We start from the raw sequence: 23126 nt of genomic DNA, 5'->3' as shown, positions 1-23126 counted from the left end.
AGATGAAAATATCTTAGCAAGAGTTAATCTTTATTCAATACATAATATGATTATGCATTTAGTAACTTATAACTCAAATCAGGCTTAATGATAAATTAAAGTAATGATATTTATAAAATATTGTTTTGTGTTTTATTGGTGAATAGGAAGAAATATAATTGTAACTTTTTGTAAATGATGGTGGGTGGGCTATGATTTTTAATGAACTAGTTAATGATTTTAAAAGGTTTTTAATGGTGGTGTTTTGACTGTAAATATCCAATAGAAGGTAATTTTAATGCGGATAATTTTTTATCCAAAAGTAATTTGAGTCTTTCGACGTGATTTAACCCGGAAGATAGGAGATCAATTGGAGGAAAGCTGTGTTTTGCTAAATGTGAAAGGAAATCCGGAAGAATGCTAAAAAACATCCAGAAAACTATTGTCAAAGCTGGAAATAGCGCGTATTTTATTTTTCAGACACATACTTTTTTGAAGAAATAAAGATGTTAAAGCAACCTGTAATCTCAAACGCATACTATTACTTCTGGCAGTTTAGATAATTGCCTGAACGCGTTCGGGCAAAATAAGGTTGCCCACCAGTTGATACCTGATCGGCAACCCTGATCAGGTTTTTTTATATCTTGAATTTAATCAATCTTTTGGAGATTCTCATGCGTACATTTAACTATTCATACTTTAGCAACTTTTATTGGTTTTACTTTAGTCAAGCTATGACCAACCTGACCTGTATTAGACCCATATCGCTCAAATAAAAGTTCGGACTGTCAAACCACAGTCCAAAGGAAGAATCAATGAACGCTTTAAATACTGCATTACAACAATCTTCAGCCAAAGAAACAATTTTAAGCTTACCTTATCAGCTCAAGGCGCAATTGCCGCTTTCTGGCGCGTTGGCACAGCAAATTGCCGAGCAGCGTCAAACCATTCAGAATATTCTTAACGGTACCGATTCACGTTTGCTGGTGATTACCGGCCCATGCTCCATCCATGATCCTGCGGCAGCACTGGAATACGCACAAAAATTACAACAACTGCAAAGCCAGGTGGCAGACCAGATTTTCCTGGTAATGCGCGCCTATATCGAAAAACCGCGCACCACGGTTGGCTGGAAAGGCTTCTTATACGATCCAGAATTAAACGGTTCATCCAATATGCAATTGGGACTGGAAAAGTCACGTGAACTGTACTTACAAATTATTGAAATGGGGCTGCCTATTGCCTCGGAAATTCTAAGCCCGATGGCAACGGCCTACTTTGACGATTTACTGGCCTGGGGTGCGATTGGCGCGCGTACCAGTGAATCTCAGATTCACCGTGAAATTTCTAGCCACATGCCGTACAGCATTGGCTTCAAAAATGGTACCGATGGTTCGGTACAAATTGCTTTAGACGCAATTCAATCGGCTTCACATCCGCATCAGTTCTTAGGCATGAGCCAGCAAGGTTTACCGTGTATTTTAGAATCACAGGGCAACCCGAAAGCACATCTGATTTTACGTGGCGCCAATATTGGCCCGAACTACCAGCTGGCTGAAATTGAAAAAATCAAAGCCAAAGTCAAAGGCGAGATGCCAGCGCTGGTGATTGATTGCAGTCATGGCAACAGCAGTAAAAATCCGTTATTACAACCAGAGGTGTTAAAAACCATTGTGGCAGAGCGTGCACAGACTCAGGTTCGCGGTGTCATGCTGGAAAGTCATCTGGTCGATGGACAACAGAAAATCTCGGATCAGATGACCTATGGCCAGTCCGTGACCGATGGCTGTTTAGGCTGGAACAAGACTGAACAGTTACTGTTTCAGGTCGCACAAGAACTGGTCTTACGACCGTTAAAACGTAGTGCTTAAACTGCAATTGTATTGAATGAATAGCCCCTGAACCTCAGGGGCTTATTTTTTATCAGCACCTTAAAATTAAAATAGAAAAGTTTGATGAAATTGGCAGATTATCTTGAATTTTTTGAATAAGTTGAAATTTTTATTGATTGTGAAATCAGGATGATTGATGCAATATCGACAACATGCTCAGCGCTGCCAATCGGTTGAATACCGGCGCGTTGGGGCCAAAAATGATGACAGAACAGATAGTGAATAATTGATGATGTACAGTGCAGAATTACTCGAAGATGCGCGTAAGTTTATGTTTCATATGCTCAGCAAAGTGGTTGAATTTGGGGGATCAGATTTATTTATTACCGCGGATTTTCCACCGAGCATTAAACATCAGGGCATGATGAAAGCGCTGGGACAACAGGCGCTGACCGCAGAAAAAACCAAGCTGTTTGCCTACAGCCTCATGAATGAAAAACAGCGTAGCGAGTTTGAAACTGATCTGGAATGCAACTTTGCCATTAGTGTGCCGGAGGTATCGCGTTTTCGGGTCAATGTGTTTCAACAGCAGCTGCATGTCGGGATGGTGATTCGAACCATTAGCGCGGAAATTCCAAACTTTAGCCAGCTGAAACTGCCGGAATCACTGAAGCATATTATTATGGAAAAGCGCGGTCTGGTGCTGGTGGTGGGGGGAACCGGTTCAGGTAAATCGACCTCTTTGGCGGCGATGATTGATCATCGTAATGAAAATTCAGCCGGGCATATTATTACCGTGGAAGACCCGGTGGAATATGTGCACAAGCATAAAAAGTCGATGATTACCCATCGTGAAGTCGGGGTCGACAGCCATTCCTGGCACAATGCGCTGAAAAATACCTTACGTCAGGCACCGGATGTGATTTTAATTGGCGAGATCCGCGACACCGAAACCATGGAACATGCGATTGCCTTTGCTGAAACCGGGCATTTATGTTTGGGCACCTTGCATGCCAATAACGCCAACCAGACGCTGGACCGGATTATCAACTTTTTCCCGGAAGAGCGCCGTAACCAGTTGCTGATGGATCTGTCGTCCAATATGAAGGCCATTATTTCCCAGCGTCTGGTGCGTACCGAAGATGGTAAAGGCCGCCGTGCGGCAGTCGAGATTATGCTGAATACGCCGCTGATTTCTGAACTGATTTTAAAAGGCCAGTTCCATGAGTTAAAGTCGATTATGGGCAAATCGCGTGAACTGGGCATGCAGACGTTTGATCAGGCCCTATTTGATTTGTATAACGAAGGTGCAATTTCCTATGAAGAAGCAATTCGTAATGCCGATTCGATGAATGAATTGCGCTTACAGATTAAATTGAAAAGTAACCGGCCAAGCGAAGCTTCGGCAGCTATGAGCTTTAGCATGCTGGAAGAGCCAAAACCGGAAGATGAAGATACGGAATCTGCTCCTCAACAGAGTGCTTAAGCTGCAATTTATCTAGCATCACTTAAAAAATAAAACGCCCAATTTGGGCGTTTTTTATTTAGGTCGTGGCTGGGTGATTAACCACAAACTTATAAAAGAGCAGACTCGACAACACCACCCCGGCACAGACCAGATAGGTGATACTATAGCCTTGCCAGCTAATCAGTAACCCGACCAGTAGCGAACCGAGGGCAATGCCAATATCGTAGCAGGTGAAGAAAGTTGAGGTGGCATGGCCAATCCGCGATTTAGGCGCGCGCTGAATCGCCAAGGTTTGTAAACATGGTTGCAAGGTGCCGAATCCCATCCCAATAAAGATCGCAGAGACCATAAAACTGACCACACCCTGCATCTGGCTGAGCAATGCCAGACCTGCGGCAAACATTAAGATTGAAGGATAAATCACATAGCGCGGACCATAACGGTCATAAATTTTCCCGGTAATCGGGCGCAGGCTCATCATGGAAATAGCAAACACAATAAAGAACATGCTGGCATAACTGAGCAGGTCTTTTTCTTCGGCATAGGTGGAAATAAAAGACATGATGCTGGCATAGGAAAAGGCCACCAGCATCGCCATCACTGAAACCGTTAAGGCTTTTTTTTCCATAAAGTCATGCAGCGACAGCTTACGGCGAACAGTTTCAGCAGTCGCATTTTTTTCTGGCTCACGTAGCGGAATCATAAAACAGAAGGCAAAGCCCAGGCTGATAATCACCGCCAGCACAGTCGCGATAATGCTATAGGACCAAGTCTGGATTAAGGAAATGCCCAGCAAAGGTCCGAGGACAATCCCTAAATTCACCGACATGACAAAATAGCCCATGCCTTCGCCTTTACGTTGCTCCGGAATAAAGTCATTGGCAATTGGCACAGTAACGGTGGTTAAAATACTGAACCAGATACCATGAATAAAACGGATGATCAGCAGCAGGGTCAGGTTGTCAGCAAAAATATAGGCAAAAGACAGCAGGCAGAACATGCTTTCGGACAGGAACAAGGTCTTTTTACGGCCCAGCTTTTCAATAATCAACCCGCTAAATGGCCGCACCAGAATAGAGGACACCATAAACAGGGTCATGGCCAGACCGGCCTGCGCCAGTGAACCGTTCAGCTCATTCAGGATGTAAATTGGCAGAATGGTGGTCTGGGCAAAATAGAAAATAAACAGAAACAGGTTATTGGAAAAACACAGAAGAAAAGGTTTGTTCCATAAAGGCTGTGACGCGGTGTTTGACATATTAAACCTTTGTGCTGGGATCAATAGGGCGTTTGTTGTTGTGCTGATCTGCCGCTATTGATATATGGGAGAGACAAGGCCTATCTTAAATTATTTTATGGTAAAAATATAGTATTGCTATAATTTATGTAAATTTTAATGTTATTTAATAAATTTAATTAATATAATTATCTTATTGTGATAATTATATTCATTTAATAGGGTTTTGAGCTAAAAAAATCAGCCCGTAGGCTGATCTTCTTGTAAGATTATTTTTTATAAGCCGGCTTCATATTCGCTGCTTGAAAGCAGTTTTTCGACATCGGCCAGGTTGTCTGGCTTGATTTTATAAATCCAGCCTTTGCCATACGGCTCATCATTCACAAAATCCGGGTCATCTTCCAGCGCCGGGTTAATTTCAACCACTGTGCCGGATACTGGCGCGTGAATGTCAGACGCAGTTTTTACGGATTCCACCACGCCGGCCTGTTCACCCGCGGTTACTTGCTGGCCCACTTCAGGTGCTTCGACATAGACCAGATCGCCCAGTGCATCTTGAGCATGATCAGAAATACCTGTAACAACAAGATCACCTTCAATGCGTACCCATTCGTGTGTACGTGCATATTTCAGTTCTGAAGGGTGATTCATGATGACTCCTTAACTATTTAAATCATTTTTGGCATGTTTATACATGCTTTTGCAGAAAAACAAAAGTTTTATAAATACGGATCTTTACGCCAGTTGCTTGGACTGCGGCCACTCCAGCGCTTAAAGGCGCGGCTAAAATTGGCGACATCGCTATAACCCAGTTCATCGGCAATCTGTTCCAGGGTGTAATCGGTACGTGACAGCAGCGAGGTGGCATGCCGGTAACGGACTTCATCAACCAGGGTAGAAAAAGAGGTGCCTTCGGCTGCCAGCTGGCGTTTCAGGGTGCGATCTGACATATGCAGCTGGTCGGCGACATGCTCGATACTTAAATAATGCTGTTCGGAATTGGTCAGAATATCGCGCACGCGCATCGACAGGCGGCGCCGTTCACCCAAGGCAGAAAGTTCGGCTTCGCACTGGTTAATGGCAATCTGGCTGGCAATAGGATCGGCATGAATCATTTTCAGCCCCAAATACTGCTTGTCAAAACTCAAGATCAGATAGGGCTGGTCAAAACGGAAACTGTGATTCGGGAATTTGGCTGCATATTTTTCAAAGCCCAGCGGTTCCGGGAAATCAAAATCGACTTCACCAGAAAGATGCTCCATGCCGGTAATGGCTTTGGCCATGGTGATCATGCCAATAATCAGTGCAATCGCAATTTCGGTTCTGAGCGGTTCCAGATCAATTTCACCTTGCAGCTGCAGGGTGGCTTTTTCACCAAAGGTAGAGAAAAACAGCTGTAAAAAGGGCATCCGCAGCTGAATAAAGCGGTTGGCCAGCATTAAAGCATCACTAATATCATTGGCAGTCATAATCGCATAGCCGATAAAGCCATGAATCGAGATGCGCATTTGCGTGCCTAAATGATAGCCCAGCGTCGATTCACCGGTGAGATACAGCGCATGTTTGACCATGTCATTGGCCATGCTGGTCGGAATCCGAAAGTCAGGATCGGCCAGTTGTTCAGTGGTCAGATGGAAGGGAGCAAAAAAGGTTTCAGCGTTATATCCCCAACGGGAAACAACATCCAGAATAAGTAAGCCATAAACACCAGGAACACCCTGATCCTGACGCGGTAAAAGTGTTTTCATGCACGGTCCATTGCACTAATGAGTATTATTTTTTAAATTTGCTTGCCTATATTGGCATGAAAAAAACCGGAAAACTAGAAAAATTGTTTGACAAAATGACTGCTTAGGCCACCTGTGCATCCCGCCGGAACACCACAATTTTGGTGGTCGAAATCAGTAAAACTTCACCATGCTGGTTTAAGGCCTGTGTCACATAACTGACCAGACCACGGTCCAGCTTGGTTTTTGATGGACTGATGGCGGTAATTTCAACATCAACATGAATCAGGTCACCCGGACGGGTCGGACGCGGCCAGCGCAGACTGGATTCTGAACCAATCAGGCCATGTGCCACCGGAAAACATTCGGTCCATAAACGCATGGTTACCGCGGCAGTATGCCAGCCACTGGCGGCAATGCCTTGAAATACCGGATGCTGCGCGGCTTGCTGCACATCGGTATGGAAAATTTGTGGGTCATACAGGTGGGCAAACTGCTGAATTTCTTCTAAAGTCATTTCGTAGTCACGACTGACAAAGTGATCACCCACCTTCAAATCTTCCAGATACAACATATCAGGTTCCTTGTTTTTGCTTTAATTGTTGTTGCTCAATCAGAAAGCCACCAGTTTGGCGTTGCCACAGCTGAGCGTAAATTCCGTTCAGTGCCACCAGTTCATCATGCGTGCCTTGTTCGGCAATCTGACCCTGATCCAGCACAATCAGGCGATCCATCTGCGCAATGGTCGATAAACGGTGAGCTATCGCAATAACGGTTTTACCTTGCATCAGTTCATCCAGACTGGACTGAATTGCGGCTTCAACTTCAGAATCCAGCGCACTGGTGGCTTCATCCAGAATTAAAATGGGCGCATCTTTTAAGAATACCCGGGCAATCGCAATCCGCTGACGTTGTCCGCCCGACAGTTTCACGCCGCGTTCACCCACATAGGCTTCATAACCGCGTTTGCCACGTAAATCGGTCAGCTGCGGAATAAATTCTTCAGCCTTGGCTTTGGCCACTGCAGCATACATCTCTTCATCGCTGGCATCAGGGCGGCCATATTTAATATTTTCAGCCACGGTACGATGCAGCAGCGACGTGTCCTGTGTTACCAGCGCGATATTCTTACGCAGGCTGTCCTGGGTGACATCGACAATATCCTGACCATCAATCAGAATCCGGCCCTGATTAATCTGATAAAAATGCAGTAACAGCTGGATGAGGGTCGATTTCCCGGCACCGGAACGTCCGACAATCCCGATTTTTTCACCCGGACGGATGGTCAGGTTAAACTGCTCAATTACGTTTTTGTCATTATAGGCAAAGCTGACATTTTCAAATTTGATTTCACCTTGCGCGACATTCAAGGTTTTGGCATCCGGTTTATCTTCAATTGTGATCGGGCGGCCGAGGGTTTTCATCCCGTCTTGAATGGTACCGACATTTTCAAACAGCGCCGAGGTTTGCCACATCATAAATTCAGCAATGCTGTTCAGCTTGAGAATCATGGCGGTGGTGGCGGCAATAATGCCGAGTTCTGCCTGGCCATTCATCCATAACCACAGCGCCGTACCCAGCACACCGACATACAGCACAACCGTCAGCAGGTTAATGCTGATTTCATACTGTGCGCCCAAACGCATCTGCTTATAGACCGTGACCATAAATTCCTGCATGGATTCTTTGGCATACTGGCTTTCGCGGCCGGCATGGGCAAACAGTTTCACGGTCTGGATGTTGGTATAGGCATCGGTCACGCGGCCGGTCATGACGGCGCGGGCATCAGCCTGGCTATTGGAGATTCTGCTTAAACGTGGAATAAAATAACTGGCTGCGGCAATAAACAGGCCCAGCCATACCAGCAACGGGATAATCAGCATAGGTGAAATGGCGCCTAACACCACGCTGATGGTAATAAAGTAAATCACCACATAGGCCAGCATATCGCCCAGAATAATCCAGAATTCTCGTACCGCCAGCGCTGTTTGCATGACTTTGGCCGATAGCCGCCCGGCAAAATCATTATGGAAAAAATCCAGACTTTGACGCAGCAGTAAGTTGTGAAAACGCCAGCGCAGGCGCATCGGGAAATTACTATATAAAATCTGATGTTTGATAATGGATTGCAAACTAGCAAAGAAAATATTGGCCAGCAGGATAAAAGTCAGAATAGTCAGATTGGTTTGATGTTCGGCCAGAAAGGTATCTGGCTGACTTTGACTGAGCCAGTTCACCAGCTCGCCAATTTTGGCATAGAGCAGGGCTTCAAAACTTGCCGCACCTGCGGTACACAGCACCAATAGCAATAAGTACGGACGAACACCGCGCGCGGCCTGCCAGACAAAAGGAAAAAAACGGGTAGGTAGTGGTTTATTTAAACCTTTAGTGGGGTATGGATTAACCAGGCTCTCGAACCACTTAAACATACACAATGTCCTTTTGAGCAAGCAGATTGATGATCATCATTGGTATCGGCCATGCGGCTTGTACAGACGAAGAGCATGTTCTATTCAATGCGCTACTGATCACGATTACCGCTTGCGAGATAAACAACAGATTTATTGCCAAGAATACCCAGTTTAAAAGAAAAGTAAAACTTTTCAGGGCGGTGCTGCTTTAAAATCAGGCAGATAAATAAGGCTTTGCAGTTGAAAGAAACCTCATATTTTTTGCGAGCTTCGATCAGAAAATATCTGCCTGAAACTTACAGAATTTCAATCTCGACTACATCAATATCGGTTGGTTTATAACGGTGTGTATCCACTTCACCGACCACCCGGACTTTTTTACCCGGATTCAGCAATTGCGCCGGTGTCGCCAGATCATGATCAATTTCGACATGGATGATGCCGGTCTGATCCTGAAGCTGGTACATTTCATCTTTAATATGTTTATGAATAGTGCCATACACCGTAACTGGTGTTTCATCTGCGGCTTTCAGTGCCTGCGCAGTGGTCATAATATTTTTTGCTGCTTGCGCAATAATTTTCTGGTCATCATCCGCAAAGGCAGGAGCTGAAAGTGCAAGCAGAACACTGGCGAAGATTAACGGCATTTTAATTTTCATGCAGGATGTACCTCTTTCTTTTATAAGCTTAATTTCAGTATACGTAAAAACAGCGTGCTGCAATGCTGTGTCATTGTAAACATCAGCGGGCAGTGTTTAGGTAAGAAAGAACAGGGAAATGAGTCTGATACATTCGAAAGGGAAGATGAAAAAGAAAACCCACCAAGCGGTGGGTTCTCATGTGTTTAGTTTCAGTCTAAAAACTTAAGATGCTTTAAACGACTCTTTAAAATCGGTTCCAGATGGCGCCTGATACACCTGTAAACCAAACTCCGGAATAATTGCCAGTAAATGATCCATAATATCTGACTGGATATTTTCATACTCTTTCCAGACCGTGGTATTGGTAAAAGCATAAATCTCCAGTGGTAAGCCTTCGCTGGTCGGTTGTAGCTGACGCACCATCAGGGACTGGTTTTTGCTAATCCCCGGATGCTGCTGAAGATAAAACTCGACATAAGCACGGAACGTTCCCAGATTGGTCAGACGACGATGGTTGTACTGGGCATGGTTGTTCAGTTGCTGGTTAAATTTCTCCAGTTCTTCCGCTTTGGTATTTAAATACTGATCCAGCAAAATAAACTCTTTCAGCTTGGCCTGTTCTTCAGCGCTCATGAAATGCACGCTGCTCTGATCAATATGAATCGAGCGTTTAATTCGGCGTGCACCGGCTTCCTGCATACCGCGCCAGTTTTTAAAGGTGTCGGTAATTAATTTATTGGTCGGAATGGTGGTAATGGTTTTGTCAAAGTTCTGTACTGTGACGGTATGTAATGACATATCAATGACATCACCATCGGCATTTAAAGATGGCATTTCAATCCAGTCCCCTAAACGCACCATGTCATAAGAGGCAATCTGTACTGAAGCCACCAGCGATAAAATCGTATTCTGGAACACCAGCATCAGCACCGCGGCCATGGCACCAAAACCGGCCAGCAAGGTGAATACATCTTTTTTCAGGAAGGTGCCCAGAATCATCAGACCGCAGACAATAAAGATAATCAGCTTGACCAGCTGCAAATAGCCTTTGATTGGTTTATTGCGTGACTTGGGATTGCGCTGGTAAATCAGGTTAAAGATATTCAGCAATTCGCCAATGGCCAGGGCAATGGTCAGGAAGATAAAGGCCTGCGCACCCATCTGTACAAAGGTGATGGCTTTATCGGACAAATGCGGAACGGTGGTAATCCCGTTCATGATTACAATCGCCGGCACAATATTGGCAATACGGCGGATGACGCTGTGTTCGGCAATAATTTCGTTGTGGGCAAAAGGAAGTTTGGAAATAAGCTTGCGAATGCCGCGTACCACCACCTGCTTGGCAATAAAATTGGCAATAATCGCCAATAAAATCACAATACTGAGAGATGACAGCATTTCTAGCCATGGGTATTGATCTATCCAGTCTTGCAGATTCTGGATGACGTCAAACTGTTCCAAGTGATCCTCGCTTAATTCATTTTAAAAATGTGATAGAGTTTAAAGGTTTATGTTTAAATTTATAACCTCTAATAAAATTTTTATACATATCCTGTGCATCTGCTTACGTTTAATCGGCTCTGAATCACATGAAACGGCCCATAAAAAAACCGGCCCAAGCCGGTTTTCTTTGTAGTGCTTACCACATCAGGTCATCAGGAATGACATAAGCAGCATACGGATCCTCTTCATCGGTGGTATCCGCGTTGCTTTGTGAATTATTCACCAGAATAAAGCCTTCCATTTTCTGGTTAATACGCTCTGCCAACGCTTTTGGCAAGAAGGCATAACCGTCATTTTCCTTGGCAATCACCAGACTGCCGGCCACCAGTGCATTATAAATCTGCTGGTTGATGTAGACTTTTTTAATGGTGCCATCAATAAACTGATACACGCTGTCGCCATCGGTGTCGCGGATTTTATGCTGGTTGATCATTTGCATGATGGCGGCTTTCAGCTCTTTTTCCTGCAAGGCGGCTTTTTTCTCTTGTTCCAGCGCCTGATCACGGGCCATTTTCTGCTGTTTGTCCTGCTCGATTTTGGCTTTTACTTCAGCATCTTTACTCACACCTGTGCGCTGCTCATGTACTGCCTGTTTAGACAGTTTTTTAGCCTTTTTATTATCGACTAAACCTGCTTTGAGTAACTGTGCCTGTAATGCATTTTTGACCATGAGAAAATGTCCGAACTATTTCTGAAAATGTCGATAACGAAAATAAATCACCCAGTACACCAGACTTAAGCTAAAACTTAAAGCCACCGGCACCAGGAAAGAGTTTAATTGTAATAAAGGATAAACCGCTGTCGCAACCAGACCGCCAATAAAGAAGCCAATTAAAATCAGCAGGTGCAGAATCACCCGGCGTTTGCCAACATGCAGGCCACGCACGCGATAGCCCAAAGCCAGACCCAAATCGGTCAATACCCCGGATAAATGCGTGGTCCGGATGATGGTGCCTTTGTAATAGCTGATCATGGCATTTTGAACGCCCATCGCTACACAGGCCCAGAGCAGTGCATAACGCGGGAAATACGGCAGTAAAATCCAGCACAGCAGAATAAAAATAGCCACTAAACTCAGCGGCAGCCCATAACGGCGTCCGAGGAGAAAGTGGCTATTTCCCAAGATAAGTCCACTATAAAATGAACCAATCACATAACAGACAACGACCAGAAACAGATAAATTACCTGTGACCATTGCCAGTCTAAAAGTGCCATTGCCAGCATGCTGACATTACCGGTCATGTGGGAAACAGACTGGTGCAACACAGTCACCAGTCCTAGAACATTAATGATTCCTGCATTCACAGAAAGAAAAAATGCACCCAGCTGAACCCAGAGCGGTAATTTTTGAAATGGCATAATTCATTGATTAATCAACAGACGTAGTGCATATATTAACGCAAACTACGATCAACTGCGGCAGTAAATAATACATCGGTAGATGAGTTCAGTGCAGTTTCAGTTGAATCCTGCAACACGCTAATCACCATACCAATGGCCACCACTTGCATGGCGATGTCCGATGAAATTCCGAACAGACCACACGCCACCGGAATCAGCAGCAATGAACCGCCGGCCACACCTGATGCACCACAAGCCGAAACTGTTGCGACCACGGATAAAATCAGCATGGTGCTAAAGTCAACCTGAATGCCTAAAGTATTCACCGCCGCCAGTGACAGCACAGTAATGGTTACAGAAGCACCAGCCATGTTAATCGCAGCACCCAATGGAATGGCGACACTGGCAGTCGATTCCTGTACCCCTAAACGCTTGGCCAAATCCAGGTTTACCGGAATGTTAGCGGCAGAGCTGCGGGTAAAGAAGGCGGTAATGCCACTTTCACGTAAACATTTGAATACCAGTGGATATGGATTGGAACGAGTGACAAAGCCCACCATCATCGGGTTAATCACCAGCGCCACGAAAATCATGGTACCAATCAGCACAGTTAATAATTGCGCATAGCTAACCAGTGTACTCATACCCGATTCGGCAAAAGTCACCGCCACCAGACCGAAAATACCAAACGGCGCAAAGTTAATCACCAGACGGATTACTTTATTCACAGCATCTGCAGCATCGGTCAGGAAGGCTTTGGTATTGTCTGTTGCATGACGGAAGGCCACACCTAAAGCCACAGCCCAGGCCAGAATACCAATAAAGTTGGCTTCACTAATTGCTGTTACCGGGTTAGCCACAAAACTTAATAGCAGATTCTTTAAAATCTCAGCCAGACTGCCCGGTGGTTGCATGTCGGTATTGGCCGGAATATCCAGGAACAGCGTGCTTGGGAACAGGCTGCTGGCAATTACTGCAGCCAGCGCAGCCAGGAACATACCTGCGGCATACATCAGCATAATCGGGCGGATATGCGCACTATGGCCAACCTTGAAATTGGCAATAGAGGATAACACCAGGACAAACACCAGAATTGGTGCCACGGATTTAAGCGCTTTAATGAATAAATCGCCGAGCAGGCTTAAGTGGGGCGCAAATTGTGGAAAAGCCACCGCAACTATCACACCTAAAATGATAGCGATCAGAATTCGAGTGACTAAGCTCAAGCGCAGAAATGCTGAGAACATAGGAAGGCCTTGTCTGAATTACGGACAATATAGGGAAAAATTAGCGATGTATTTTATACCGAAAATTTAAATAGCTTACAAAAAAATTCATATAAAAATCAAATGGCTGTTTTTAAATAGAATATTCGAAAAATTAAGCTATGCAAAAGTCATGATTTTTTCATATTTTTATGCTTATGCCTGCTTTTTAGGGCGAATAATTGCCTGAAAAGCAGGCAGTGCCGGCATTTTAGGTGATGTCCGGACTCAGCTCGCGAATGGCCTGATAATGGGTCAGGAAAATTTTACCGCTTAAATGATTCAGTAATTTAGAGCGTTGCAGTTTGTCCATGACCGGGCCTTTAACTTCGGAAAAATGCAGCTGGATATTCAGTTTTCTCAGTTCATTGTCCAGATCTTCCAGCATTTCCAGCGCACTTAAATCAATGGCACTAATACTGGAACCGTTAATTACCACATGCTCCAGTTCCGGTTTCTGGCTGACTGCATTAATCAGGAAACCTTTTAAGGTATTGGAGTTTAAAAAGGTCAGGTCTTCATCAATCCGGATCGACAGCACTTTGGCCGAGGTGATGACCTGATGACGCTGGATATTACGGAAATGCTGGGTGCCTTCGACCAGTCCAATTTCGGCAATATGCGGCCGGCTAATACGCCACAGCAGCAGAATAAAGGTTGAAACAATCCCGATAATCAGCCCGGTAGAAATATCAATAAATAACACGCCGAAGAAGGTAATCCACATCGCCAAACCATCAGCCTTGGAATAACGCCAAGTGTCGATAAACGGTTTTAGCTCGACCAGTTTCCAGATTGACACAATAATGGTTGCCGCCAGTACAGTCAGTGGCAGATCACGGAAAAAACCGGTGAAATACAGACTGACCAGCACAATAAACAAAGATGACAGCACGCCAGCCATAGAGGTTTTGGCGCCAGCATCGGCATTGACCACGGTACGTGATAGGCTGCCGGTCACCGGAAAGGCTGAACTGAGGCCGGCCCCAATATTGGCTGCACCCAAGGCAATGAGTTCCTGATTGCTATTCAGCTGGCTACGTTGCTGCAAGGCGGTGGCCTGGGCAATGGATAATGACTCCACAAAGCTGATCATGGCAATCATCGCGGCGCCGGGTAACAGTTGCAGTACCAGCTCCAGATTCCAGAACGGCATCGACAGCGCCGGGAAACCGGAAGGAATTTCACCGACAGTTTTAATGCCGACCTGTTGCAGATTGAAGAAATAGACCAGGGCAATGGAGACCACCACCAGTACCAGCGGTAAAGATTTAATGATAAATCCGCTGGCCCCGAGGCGCTGTTTGACTGCTTCCAGATTAAAAAACTTCGGCATGAAGACCAAAAACAGAATGGATGCGATACCAAAGATCAGGCTTTCCCAATGCATCAGGCCGATATATTCAAAGACACTCAGCACAAATTCTGGAATATTGTTGGCTTGTAGCGGCACATTAAACAGAAACTTTAACTGGCCCAGTGCAATCAGCAGTGCCGAAGCAATAATAAAGCTTTTAATAACCGGATGGCTGATCAGCTGGATCAGGAAGCCAAAGCGCAGCATACCGAGCAATAGGGAAATGACCCCAACCATCAGCGCCAGCAGACAGGCGGCTTGAATATACACCGGAGAGCCGACTTCAAATAAGGGATTTAAAGTGGCAAAGGTCATCATGGAGATGATGGCCACCGGGCCAATCGAAAGCGTAGGACTGCTGCCGAAAAAGGCATAGATGATCATCGGCAGTACACTGGCATACAGTCCCATTACCGGTGGAAGACCGGCCAGCATGGCATAGGCCATACCTTGCGGCACCAGCATCGCAATGACAATTAGCGAGGCCAGCAGGTCAGATTTCAGGGTCACGGTATTATAATGTTTTAACCATTGCCAGGCGGGTAAGCGATTGAGCAGGCGTGACTTAAAATCTGACATATAAAAATCTAAATCATAAATTTAGATATATTATGCATAAAAAATGCTAAGAAATCTGCCTATGCAAAATTTATTAAAGTGGGGTAGCCGGGCAATACAGTCGATAGAGCGTGCTGAGAACTTCAACCAGTTTCGGATCTTTAATGGTGTAATAAATCTGTTTACCGTCTCGGCGGGTGTTCACCACATCACTTTTACGCAACATCATCAGCTGTTGCGACAGGGTCGGCTGGCGAATTTGAGTAATTTCCTCAATTTGCGATACATTCAACTCTTGTTGGGAAAGATGGCAAAGAATCAATAGACGGTCGGTATTGGCAAGCGATTTTAAAATCGTTACGACAGTTTCAGCAGAATCACGCATTACGTCTATTTCAAGACCATCACTCATAGTTAATTTCTCTAAAACACGTTGCTGCTAGTATAGAGCGAGTCGGGGCAAAGCGCTGAATAAAAGCGCCAAAACCCCATTGTTTTTTGTGAAAAAATATATCAAATTAACTGATAAGATCGTGTGATTAGTATCACAATAATATCTGAGAATCTGATACTTTATTTTTTACTATACTCTTTAAACTGTTTGATTTCTTTCTCAGAGAACAGCAGCTTATCTGCAATCTGCTGTTGCAGCTCAGGGGCATACCAGCCCAGATAATCTGATATTTCTGTATCAAATTGTGGTTTCAGTTGTAACTGCTGACCTTGCATCTCCAGCAGTCCAAGCTGTTGTAAACTGCCCATAAAGCTCTTTAACGTGGCACTGTCGAAGTAATAACCGCTGTTTAAATTGCCTGACTCTGCCAGCCGTTTAAATACGGTTTTGGCCATTTTTTCCAGCGCTTTTAAATCTAACTGATAGGGCTCGGCATATTCCTGCAATAACTGGCTAATCAGCACAAAGTTGTTCAGGCTGCTGCGTGCCAGCGTTGCCAGACTATGCATTGGATGTGTTGCTTGGAGTTCAAGCAGCTGAATGTTCTCCGACACGTCAATCCAGCCCAGTTGCTGCATGCTGCCAAGAATACGGTCAATCTGCGCAGGAAGTTCTGTGGCTGACCATTTTAAAAACAGTTCCGATTTCAGGAATGGATATAAGCGGCTGACATGCTGCTTAAGCTGCGCTGTGGTGATCGCCGGCATATCCTGCACGAGCAGGGCAATCAGCGCCGGTAAGCTTAAGCAGTGCAGAATATTATTACTAAAGTAGCTGAGTAAAATACGCTGACTTTCGGCCACACGAATCCAGGTCTGGTTATCCTGCTGATAATGCTCGACCTGTTTCAGCTTCAGCGCATATTCAATAATTTCTGGTGCCGACAGCTGGGTGATAATCATCCGATCATCATAATGGGTGGCTTTAAGCAGCTCACGATACTGTTCAATTTGGCGCAGTAAATCATCCTGGCTTAAGGCATGTTGCGGTGCATTCAGCAAGATGGTGGAAATCAGCGAAATCGGGTTAATCACCACCGCTTTATTGATATTTTCCAGAATTTCCCGTGCTGCCTGATCAACCGTGTTGATGACTGGACGTGGCAATTCATCATGAATTGAAAGCTGGATCTGATTGGCCTGATTCTGTTGCAGAATATTGTCCAGAAACACCGGTTCGCCGAAGTTGACATAGACCTGGCCAAATACTTTTTCAATTTTTCGCGCCGAGTTCAAAATGCCCCATAACGATTCGGCTTCTTTGGGCTTGCCATTCAGCTCATTTAAATAAGAGGTGCCTTCCATCAGCTTTTCATAGCCGAAATAGGTTGGAATAAAGGCAATCGGTTTGGTGGCACCGCGTAAATGGCTTTGTACCGTCATCGACAGCATGCCTTTTTTCGGCGGCAGCAATAAGCCGGTACGGGAACGGCCGCCTTCAATAAAATATTCCAGCGGGGTATTGCGTGACAGCAGGCTGTGCAGATATTCCTTAAATACCGAGGTATACAGCGCATTACCGCTAAAGGTACGGCGAATAAAATAGGCACCGCCACCACGTAAAATCTGCCCGACCACCGGTAAATTCAGGTTAATGCCGGCTGCAATATGCGGCACCATCAGGCCACGGTTAAAAATTACATAGGACAGCAGCAGATAGTCAATATGACTGCGATGACACGGCGTATAGACAATTTCATAGTCTTTGGCCAGTTCACGCACGGTATCGAAATGATGCACTTCAATCCCGTCATAGAGCTGGGTCCAGAGTTTGGTCAGTGCCAGCTCGGCAAAGCGTAAAGTCGAATAGGAAAAGTCCGATACAATTTCGGTCAGATAGCTTTTGGCACGGTTTTCTGCCTCAAACATGCTGACTTTTTTATCAATGCTTTCTTTACGAATCGCCTGTTGCACCGCCTCGGTTTTCATTAGTTTATTGATCAGGTTGCGGCGGTCGGACAGGTCAGGGCCTAAAATGGCTTCTTTATATTGGTTAAAGTTTTGGTCCAGGGTTTGCACCACAAAATGCGCCGGAGAAAAGTTCGGGCGCTCGGTCTGCGCGGTTTCCAGCAAAGCTCTTAACGATACCGGCTTGTGAAATTCAATATAGTTTTCACGGCCATATAAGGAAATATTCAGGGTTTGTTTCAGCTTGTTCGGTTTGGCCCAGGCATCGGCAAACAGGGCTTTAAACCAGGAATCTTCATATTCCGGCGCACGACCCCAGAGCACAGTTACCGGTACTAGCTGCACATCCTGATCCGGATGCTGCTGCAAGGCCTCAATTAGACGAATCAGGCGGGCTGAATAATGATAGCTGTCATGCGGATGATCCTGCTCATTCAGTGCCAGCATCGAGTTATCTTCATTGTACTGGCCTAAAATCAGTGGTGAAAACACCGAAGGCAGACCACGCGCTTGCGCTTCTTTATCAATCAGTACAGTATTACTTAAAGAGGCATCTTGCAGTACATAGCAGATACGGGTATGTAGCTGATTCTGCGCCAGATTCTGTTCCAGTTCGCTGGTGCTGCCCAGGACTTGCGGGGTCACAATCTTATCTAGAATTTTTTGCGTCAGGTTACGATAAAGTCGGCTGTAACTCTTGTTAGACATTGCATTCCCTAAATATTTTCATGGGCCGGATGGGCTGTTTTTACAGTAGAACCTGAGGCCGGTGGGCTGACACGGTCGTCAGTCAAGATCAAAATTGAACTAAGTTTACAGCGATTTATAGGCTGGACTGAATAGATTTCATGGGGTGATCACCTAATTTAACGAAAAACTGGCCGTATTTGTGTGAAACTTATTCAGTTTTTATTGTAACCAATCTTAGAGAAATCGAATTTTAAAATTTAAAGAAGCCTGTATGATAGAAGGTGAGGTAAATGAAAAAAGACTTAAGGAAAACATGATGACAACAGATACAGCTTTTACCGCCCCGGACAATTTGGGGATTGCGGTTTATGCCAACAATGCCGAAGCCATTGGCAATACGCCACTGGTGCGCATTAATCGTGTCATTGGCGGGGGAGCCAATGTATTTGCCAAAGTGGAAAGCCGTAATCCGGCATTTTCCGTCAAGTGCCGGATTGGTGCGGCAATGGTGGCCGATGCAGAACAGCGTGGCGCGCTTAAAGCTGGCATGCATATTGTTGAGCCAACCAGCGGCAACACCGGTATTGCGCTGGCTTTTGTAGCAGCAGCCAAAGGTTATCCGATTACTTTAACCATGCCGGCCAGCATGAGTATTGAACGCCGTAAAGTATTAAAAGCGCTGGGGGCCAATCTGGTATTGACCGAACCAGCCAAAGGCATGAAAGGCGCGATTGAAGAAGCCGAGCGTTTGGTGGCGGAGCAACCGGATGTCTATTTTATGCCGCAGCAGTTTGAAAACCCGGCCAACCCGGACATTCATGAAAAAACCACTGGGGTTGAAATCTGGCAGGCGACTGGCGGTCAGGTCGATATTCTGGTTGCCGGCGTGGGCACAGGCGGTACGCTTACCGGTATTTCGCGTTATTTCGAAAAAGTGCAGAACCAGCCGTTGTATTCGGTGGCGGTTGAGCCGGAAGAATCAGCCATTATTGGTCAGGCCAAACGTGGTGAAGCGATTAGCCCGGCACCACACAAAATTCAGGGTATTGGCGCCAACTTTATTCCTAAAAACCTCGATTTAGACCTGGTTGATGAAGTCATTGCCATTCCAAGCCAGGAAGCAATTGATTTTGCGCGTAAGACGGCAACCCAGGAAGGCATTCTGGTTGGAATTTCCAGTGGTGCCGCAATGGCGGCTGCGGCACAGCTGGCTGCACGTCCAGAAAATGCCGGTAAAAATATTGTGGTGATTTTGCCAGATGGTGGCGAGCGCTATTTATCTTCAGTGCTGTTTGAAGATATTTCTGCCGACTAAGTCTGTCGACTGTAAAAATAGCTAAAAAAGCCCGCCATCGTTGCGGGCTTTTTGATTAGGCGTGACCTGAGGGTAGCGGATAAATACAGCGTTGACTGACCGCAGCACTCTCCACCTCGGGCACATCCAGCGCATCCCATTTCAACATTTGTTCGGTGAGCCAGACAAAATCCTGCGCTTGCGGCTGGGCTGACGATTCATCCACCAAACTGCGAATAATATTCTGAATAAAATAATAGCGTTCGACATGGACCTGTGCGGAACAAGGAAACTGGATGATGCCGGCCTCATTTAGCATTTGCCAGACTGCTTGTACATCTTCCAGCTGGTGCAATTCGGCTTGCGCGCGCTGAATGGCAGAGGTCATGGCATTTAAGGTATTCGGATGCTGGGCGGCCCATTCTGCGGTTACCGCTAGCACTTTATCGGCCACTTGCGGAATAACCTGCTGACCCGAGAGCAATATTTTAGAATAGCCCTGTAATTCGGCCTGGGTATTCCAGGGTTCGCCAACACAAAAGCCATCAATCTGCTGCTGGGAAATCGCTTCGACCATATATGGCGGTGGCAGCGTACTGAGCTGAATATTTTTCGCCAGGATCGGGTCGGCCAAGGCCAGCCATTCTCTTAAACAGTAATGATGAATCGAGGTGTGAAACACATGCGCCAGTTGTATCGGGCGTTGCTGATGGGCATTTATCAGTTTTGTGGCGATGTGTGCGGCATCATCTTCCGACTGGATGCCTAGGTCAAAACACAGCGATTGACTCAGGCTGATGTAAGCCTGATTGGTACTTAGCACCAGCGGCGTTTGCAGCGGAATCCCCAGTTGGTCGGTGCCGAGCGCCGCCGCCGGTAACATGGCCGACAGGCAATGCGCAGCATCCATAAAACCAAAGGCCAGCCGGTCTCTTAAACTGGCCCAGGACGGTTCTTTTAGCAGTTCGACATTGAGGCCGGCATCGGCAAAAAAGCCACGCTGTTTGGCCCATAAAATGGCGACGCAGTCGAGCAAAGGAATATAGCCAATCTGAAGTTCGGTTTTTTCTAAGTTATGCATGGCTAATCCTTAAATTGTTTTTGCAGGAGTTGCTGGGCATCGAGCAGGCGCCGTGCCATTTCACCAATGGTCATCCGGTGGCTCATGGCATTTTTGCGTAGCAGGCCAAAGGCATCTTCTTCGCTTAAGGCATGCATTCGCATCAGCAAGACCTTGGCTTTTTCGACATCTTTACGGTCGGCCAGTTTGCCTTTGGTTTCTTCCAGATCGTGCAGCAGCTTTTTGTGTTTTTTAAACTGCTCGATGGAAATTTCCAGAATGCTGTCCAGCTTGGCCGGATCAATCCCATCGACAATATAGGCAGTAACACCGGCATCAATGGCATTTTTGATGGTGTCTTTGTGGCTGTTTTTGGTGAACAGCACGGTCGGTAAATCAAACTGGCTGACGCAGCTTTCAATAATGTCCCGATGCGGATGGTCCATATCCAGCAGAATTACATCGGCATGCAATTGCTGTAAATGGAACATATTGGAATGATTGATAATTAAACAGGCAACCACCTCAAATTCATGCTGAATTAAGGAGGTTTTGATGAACTCTGCGCGCTCGAGATCATCATCAATTAACGCGATTTTCAGTTTTGGCATGCAACTCTCAATAGAGTCTGTACAACGAGTACTTTTAATAATGCAAAGATGGTGCCAAACCCGAATTTATTAAAATAAAACCTTTAAAATCAAAAATTAAATCTGAACTTAACAGGAAGATGCACTTGCATGAAACAAAACGCACCAAGATAAGGCAGGGGACTTCAAAAAATAAAACAGGAGGCTGCCAGAACCGTGAAATCGGGAGGTAGACAGCATCTGAATACATTCACCCAGAATAAATAACTTTCAAAACCCAATAAAAAACAGCAAGCTAATGGGCTTTTCTAAAAAGTTGGCACACTATCTGCATTATTCCAGCTGAGTCAAAGAAGACTCCCAAAATTTGAAAGACGGCCAACGACGTCCGCTCTGTTCGAATCTGTTATGCAGCTATCCGTATAGCAGGTTAACCCACACGTTCAGTTCAGGTAGGAGATGGTTATGTCTTCAAATTTGCAAGCGAATAAAGCGACAAAAATAAGTCTATTTAACTTTAAAACTTCAGCGATGAGAGCCTTCCATATGAGTTGGCTCGCATTTTTTATCTGTTTCTTTGCCTGGTTTGCCTGCGCACCGTTAATGCCAGTCATTGCCGGCGAGTTCAACCTAACCAAAGATCAGATTGCCAATATCAATATTGCTGCGGTGGCCATCACCATTCTGGTCCGTTTAATTGTCGGGCCGCTGTGTGATAAATACGGCCCGCGCAAAACCTATACTGCTTTGTTAATTATCGGCAGTATTCCGGTGTTTGGGGTGGCGGCTTCCAACAGTTATGAATCTTTCCTGTTTTTCCGTTTGCTGATTGGCGCCATTGGTGCCAGCTTCGTGATTACCCAATATCACACCAGCATCATGTTTGCACCGAATGTGGTGGGAACAGCCAATGCCACTACGGCAGGCTGGGGCAATGCCGGCGGCGGCGCTACCCAGGCGCTGATGCCTTTGCTGTTATCTGCCTTGGTGATGTTTGGGGTCGAGCAGGCCATGGGCTGGCGTATTGCCTTGCTGGTACCGGGCATCATGATGATTATTGTCGGCATCCTGTACTGGAAACTGACCCAGGACTGTACCCAAGGCAACTTTAAAGAATTACGCGAACAGGGCATTCAGGTCGGCAGCGACAAAAAAGGCGGTATGGCGATTCTGCTGCATGCTGCACGTAACTACCGCGTCTGGATTTTATTTGGTGCCTATGCTGCCTGTTTCGGGATTGAAATCTTTATTCACAACATTGTGGCGATGTATTACGTCGAACACTTCAGCTTTGGCCTGAAAGAAGCCGGCATGGCAGCGGGCATCTTCGGTTTGCTGGCCCTGTTTGCCCGTGCATTGGGCGGCATTGTCTCTGACAAGGTAGCACTAAAAAGCGGTCTGGATGGGCGTACCAAAGTGCTGTTTGCCATGATTTTAATGGAAGGCTTGTTCCTGATTCTGTTCTCGCAAATGAACAGCGCCATGCTGGCCATTTTAGTCATGACCATTTTTGCCCTGTTTACCCACATGGCCTGCGGCGCGACCTATGCACTGGTGCCATTTATTGACCGCGATGCACTGGGCGGCGTGGCCGGCATTATTGGTGCCGGTGGGAACGTCGGCGCAGTCGCCGCAGGCTTCCTGTTAAAAGGCGTACTGGATATTCAGACCTGCCTGATGGTTCTGGGCGGACTGGTGGTAATTGCCGCAAGTTTTGTCCTGATGATTCGCTTCTCGGTGGAGCACAAAGAAAAAGAACAACGCCTGTTCGAACAGGCCATTGTTGAACGCAATAACGCAGCCTAAGCCAA

General features: G+C 45.8%; 20 protein-coding genes. 5 read left to right on the top strand and 15 right to left on the bottom strand.

The features are described from left to right. Positions 1–794 precede the first annotated feature (794 nt). A complete protein-coding gene (locus ACVLR6_RS07535; RefSeq protein WP_104471376.1) occupies positions 795–1850 on the top strand; it encodes a 3-deoxy-7-phosphoheptulonate synthase in 1056 nt (351 codons plus the stop codon). 253 nt (positions 1851–2103) lie between these two features. Next, positions 2104–3297 carry a PilT/PilU family type 4a pilus ATPase gene (locus ACVLR6_RS07530; protein ID WP_045794791.1) on the top strand — a complete coding sequence of 398 codons (1194 nt, stop codon included), beginning with the start codon at positions 2104–2106 and terminating at the stop codon, positions 3295–3297. 58 nt (positions 3298–3355) lie between these two features. Here ACVLR6_RS07530 and ACVLR6_RS07525 read toward each other — a convergent pair whose 3' ends face one another. The 5 genes from ACVLR6_RS07525 to ACVLR6_RS07505 all read right to left on the bottom strand — a co-directional run bounded on the left by ACVLR6_RS07525 (position 3356) and on the right by ACVLR6_RS07505 (position 8672). Next, positions 3356–4537, bottom strand: coding sequence for an MFS transporter (locus ACVLR6_RS07525; protein WP_455994830.1), 1182 nt, complete (start codon positions 4535–4537; stop codon positions 3356–3358). 255 nt (positions 4538–4792) lie between these two features. Continuing rightward, a complete protein-coding gene (gene gcvH, locus ACVLR6_RS07520; RefSeq protein ID WP_005178176.1) occupies positions 4793–5167 on the bottom strand; it encodes a glycine cleavage system protein GcvH in 375 nt (124 codons plus the stop codon). A gap of 68 nt (positions 5168–5235) precedes the next feature. Further along, positions 5236–6264: a helix-turn-helix transcriptional regulator gene (locus ACVLR6_RS07515; RefSeq protein ID WP_005178175.1), complete on the bottom strand. Its 1029-nt coding sequence runs from the start codon at positions 6262–6264 to the stop codon at positions 5236–5238. Between the two features lie 103 nt (positions 6265–6367). Beyond that, a complete protein-coding gene (locus tag ACVLR6_RS07510) occupies positions 6368–6817 on the bottom strand; it encodes a MaoC family dehydratase (protein WP_016658087.1) in 450 nt (149 codons plus the stop codon). Between the two features lies 1 nt (position 6818). Further along, positions 6819–8672: an ABC transporter ATP-binding protein gene (locus tag ACVLR6_RS07505; RefSeq protein WP_005178171.1), complete on the bottom strand. Its 1854-nt coding sequence runs from the start codon at positions 8670–8672 to the stop codon at positions 6819–6821. 29 nt (positions 8673–8701) lie between these two features. Between ACVLR6_RS07505 and ACVLR6_RS07500 the strand changes: the two genes are divergently transcribed. After that, positions 8702–8866, top strand: a complete 165-nt coding sequence (locus ACVLR6_RS07500) for a hypothetical protein (protein ID WP_155757083.1) — start codon at positions 8702–8704, stop codon at positions 8864–8866. An 84-nt stretch (positions 8867–8950) separates the two neighbouring features. Here the strand turns inward: ACVLR6_RS07500 and ACVLR6_RS07495 are convergent, their stop codons facing one another. The 8 genes from ACVLR6_RS07495 to plsB form a co-directional block, all read right to left on the bottom strand. Beyond that, positions 8951–9313 (bottom strand): NirD/YgiW/YdeI family stress tolerance protein, encoded by a 363-nt coding sequence (locus tag ACVLR6_RS07495; protein WP_075166578.1) that lies wholly within the window; start codon positions 9311–9313, stop codon positions 8951–8953. Positions 9314–9517: 204 nt separating this feature from the next. Beyond that, on the bottom strand, positions 9518–10756 hold the full coding sequence (locus ACVLR6_RS07490; protein ID WP_016658089.1) for a mechanosensitive ion channel family protein: 1239 nt from the start codon (positions 10754–10756) through the stop codon (positions 9518–9520). Between the two features lie 178 nt (positions 10757–10934). After that, positions 10935–11468 (bottom strand): DUF2058 domain-containing protein, encoded by a 534-nt coding sequence (locus tag ACVLR6_RS07485; protein ID WP_005178168.1) that lies wholly within the window; start codon positions 11466–11468, stop codon positions 10935–10937. Positions 11469–11483: 15 nt separating this feature from the next. Next, the gene (locus ACVLR6_RS07480) at positions 11484–12158 is read right to left on the bottom strand and encodes a YoaK family protein (RefSeq protein ID WP_005178167.1); all 675 of its coding nucleotides are present in this window, start codon (positions 12156–12158) and stop codon (positions 11484–11486) included. Positions 12159–12193: 35 nt separating this feature from the next. Continuing rightward, positions 12194–13387, bottom strand: coding sequence for a serine/threonine transporter SstT (gene sstT / locus ACVLR6_RS07475; RefSeq protein WP_168397685.1), 1194 nt, complete (start codon positions 13385–13387; stop codon positions 12194–12196). A 229-nt stretch (positions 13388–13616) separates the two neighbouring features. Next, positions 13617–15341, bottom strand: a complete 1725-nt coding sequence (locus ACVLR6_RS07470) for a SulP family inorganic anion transporter (RefSeq protein WP_104494982.1) — start codon at positions 15339–15341, stop codon at positions 13617–13619. A gap of 73 nt (positions 15342–15414) precedes the next feature. Continuing rightward, positions 15415–15732 (bottom strand): ArsR/SmtB family transcription factor, encoded by a 318-nt coding sequence (locus ACVLR6_RS07465; RefSeq protein ID WP_005178157.1) that lies wholly within the window; start codon positions 15730–15732, stop codon positions 15415–15417. Between the two features lie 161 nt (positions 15733–15893). After that, positions 15894–18389 carry a glycerol-3-phosphate 1-O-acyltransferase PlsB gene (gene plsB, locus ACVLR6_RS07460; protein WP_455994825.1) on the bottom strand — a complete coding sequence of 832 codons (2496 nt, stop codon included), beginning with the start codon at positions 18387–18389 and terminating at the stop codon, positions 15894–15896. 298 nt (positions 18390–18687) lie between these two features. Here plsB and cysK point away from each other — a divergent pair, with 298 nt between their 5' ends. After that, positions 18688–19686, top strand: a complete 999-nt coding sequence (gene cysK / locus ACVLR6_RS07455; RefSeq protein ID WP_455994822.1) for a cysteine synthase A — start codon at positions 18688–18690, stop codon at positions 19684–19686. 55 nt (positions 19687–19741) lie between these two features. Here cysK and ACVLR6_RS07450 read toward each other — a convergent pair whose 3' ends face one another. Together ACVLR6_RS07450 and ACVLR6_RS07445 are read right to left on the bottom strand one after the other, a co-directional pair. Beyond that, positions 19742–20746: an ABC transporter substrate-binding protein gene (locus tag ACVLR6_RS07450; protein WP_455994819.1), complete on the bottom strand. Its 1005-nt coding sequence runs from the start codon at positions 20744–20746 to the stop codon at positions 19742–19744. 2 nt (positions 20747–20748) lie between these two features. Next, positions 20749–21336, bottom strand: a complete 588-nt coding sequence (locus ACVLR6_RS07445) for an ANTAR domain-containing response regulator (protein WP_160241285.1) — start codon at positions 21334–21336, stop codon at positions 20749–20751. Positions 21337–21780: 444 nt separating this feature from the next. On the opposite strand from ACVLR6_RS07445, the gene ACVLR6_RS07440 reads away from it, so the two are divergent. Next, positions 21781–23121 carry an MFS transporter gene (locus ACVLR6_RS07440; RefSeq protein WP_434058342.1) on the top strand — a complete coding sequence of 447 codons (1341 nt, stop codon included), beginning with the start codon at positions 21781–21783 and terminating at the stop codon, positions 23119–23121. Positions 23122–23126: the final 5 nt, after the last annotated feature.

The organism is Acinetobacter sp. T63 (genome assembly GCF_053852345.1).
This window is presented reverse-complemented; position numbering and strand designations above follow the sequence as displayed.